Genomic DNA, 2,010 nt, shown 5'->3' on the forward strand with positions numbered 1-2,010 from the left:
CTTGCCCGTATCGTAGGCAATGCGCCGAATGCTCGCCATCGAAATTTATCGATGGCCTATTTCAGACTGTAATGGGTTATCCAAAATGAGAGCGGATAATCTCCCGTTTTTGGCTCGGTGACGGCCTCAAAGTGGGAGATTATCCACGCTCGTTAGTTAAGCGTCCGAAAATCCACACTCGCCAAACCTACCAAAAAGGGACAGGTTTATTTTGGCACGTTTCGGTCGGTATCAGGAAGTGTCAGGGACGGGGCGGCGGCAGGACTCGAGAGCGAAAAGAAGTATCGGGTTTGGCGTGCCCGCTTCTGCCCGTCCCGCGCGTGGGCGATACTCGGCTTATCGAACCGCGATGCAAAGGAGATGCTCATCCCACGAGCACTACCGAGAAGGGCTTGCGATTCGAGTCCCCACCTTAGCATTTGAACCATTTGGCACTATAATTACCGTAGGCATGCGCACAACGTTGCGCTTAATCAAGAGGAGAAAACGTATGGGTCTGTTTGATATGTTCAAGAAGAAGGCTGAGCCCGCGGCTGCCGCTGCTCCGGCCTCCATCTCTGCTTCTGCCGGCGCCGACGTGCTGTGCTCGCCCGTCAAGGGCAAGGTCATCAAGATGGCCGACGTGCCCGATCCCGTCTTTGGTGGCGAGGTTCTGGGCAAGGGCTGTGCCGTGTGGCCCGAGGACGATCTGGTCTACGCTCCCTGCGACGGTAAGGTGACCGTCACCATGGGTCACGCCGTGGGTCTGCAGTCCGATAGCGGCATCGAGGTTCTGGTGCACGTTGGCGTCGATACCGTCAACATGAACGGCGATGGCTTCGAGGGCTTCGTCAAGGCCGACGACGTTGTGAAGGCCGGCCAGCCCATACTCAAGATCGACCGCGCCAAGATCGCCGCTGCCGGTTACAAGGACTGCGTCGTGGTGGCCGTGTCCAACACCGCCGAGTTTGCCGACGTCGAGCTCACCGTCGAGGCAGAGTCCGCCGTCGCCGCCGGTGACGCCATCGTTAAGGTCGTTCGCAAGTAAACTGCGGCGTTCAAAGGATGTGCAAGGGTGGTCGGGTTTTCCGGCCACCTTTTTTATTGCACCGTGGGGAAGCGTTTTATTGCGCGTTGGGCGGGCTTGCAAACCGTTCGGACGCTAAAACGAACCGACCGCGCCTTCGCGTTGCCGAGGGTGTTCATAAGTGGATAGTATGGGCTTACTTATTACAACGTGTGCCGCGTCCGGGAAGCGCGGTGCCGCTCATTGGGAGGAACAACATGAAAAAGAAGCTGCTGCTTGCGCCCCTCATGGCCGTCTTGGTTGCATGCGTGGTCGTGCTTTCCGGCTGTGGAGGTCCTTCGGTTGAGGAGCTCATCACCGAGGATCTTACGACGCAGTTTGACGAGGTCAAGAACGGTGGCGACGACTTCCTTTCTGGTCTGGAGGAGGCTTCGGGCGACGAGTTCGAGCAGCTGGGTATCGATCCCAAGGAGTATGCCAAGACCTATCTCGAGGGCTTTGACTACAAGATCGGCGACGTGACGGTCGACGAGGACAAGGGTGTCGCGACCGCCGAGGTCTCTATCGCCTGCAAGTCTATGAACAAGATCGTCGAGGACTTCTCCACCCAGTATCAGGAGAAGGTCGCCGCGCTTGATACGGTTCCTTCCGATGACGAGCTGTACAAGATGGCCGGTCAGGTTATGGTCGATGTGACCAAGGCCACCGAGCCCAGGAAGACCACGGTTATCTTCAAGTACACCTGCAACGACGACGGCGAGTGGTCTGCCGACGACTCCGTCAACTCCGAGATGATGGATGCAATGCTGAGCTAGTTCGTTGCGGCGTTTTACCAAACGCCGCAACTGCTCGACGCTGCAAGCCCGCCAGAGCGGCAATCTGCCTTTCAACTTCGGCGGCATGACCAAAAGGTCAATGCCGCCTTGTTTCAAGGCACCTTGCTCGCTCTGGCGGGCTTTCGCTCATATGACCCAATCCGCTGTCAAGAGCCACAATGGCCCCGC

Annotated in this window: 2 protein-coding genes; both read left to right on the forward strand. The window is 57.8% G+C overall.

Annotated features, from left to right (window positions below; translation table 11 throughout):
* Positions 1 to 490: 490 nt before the first annotated feature.
* A complete protein-coding gene (locus AB5202_RS09895; protein WP_035136613.1) occupies positions 491 to 1,027 on the forward strand; it encodes a PTS sugar transporter subunit IIA in 537 nt (178 codons plus the stop codon).
* A 236-nt stretch (positions 1,028 to 1,263) separates the two neighbouring features.
* A complete protein-coding gene (locus AB5202_RS09900; protein ID WP_368144668.1) occupies positions 1,264 to 1,821 on the forward strand; it encodes a hypothetical protein in 558 nt (185 codons plus the stop codon).
* Positions 1,822 to 2,010: the final 189 nt, after the last annotated feature.

Source organism: Collinsella aerofaciens (assembly GCF_040915545.1).
Taxonomy (GTDB): domain Bacteria; phylum Actinomycetota; class Coriobacteriia; order Coriobacteriales; family Coriobacteriaceae; genus Collinsella; species Collinsella aerofaciens_BE.

Excerpts from the sequence above, each read along its gene's own strand:
- AB5202_RS09895 (WP_035136613.1), top strand. The coding sequence starts at position 491 with ATGGGTCTGTTTGATATGTTCAAGAAGAAGGCTGAGCCCGCGGCTGCC.
- AB5202_RS09900 (WP_368144668.1), top strand. The coding sequence starts at position 1,264 with ATGAAAAAGAAGCTGCTGCTTGCGCCCCTCATGGCCGTCTTGGTTGCA.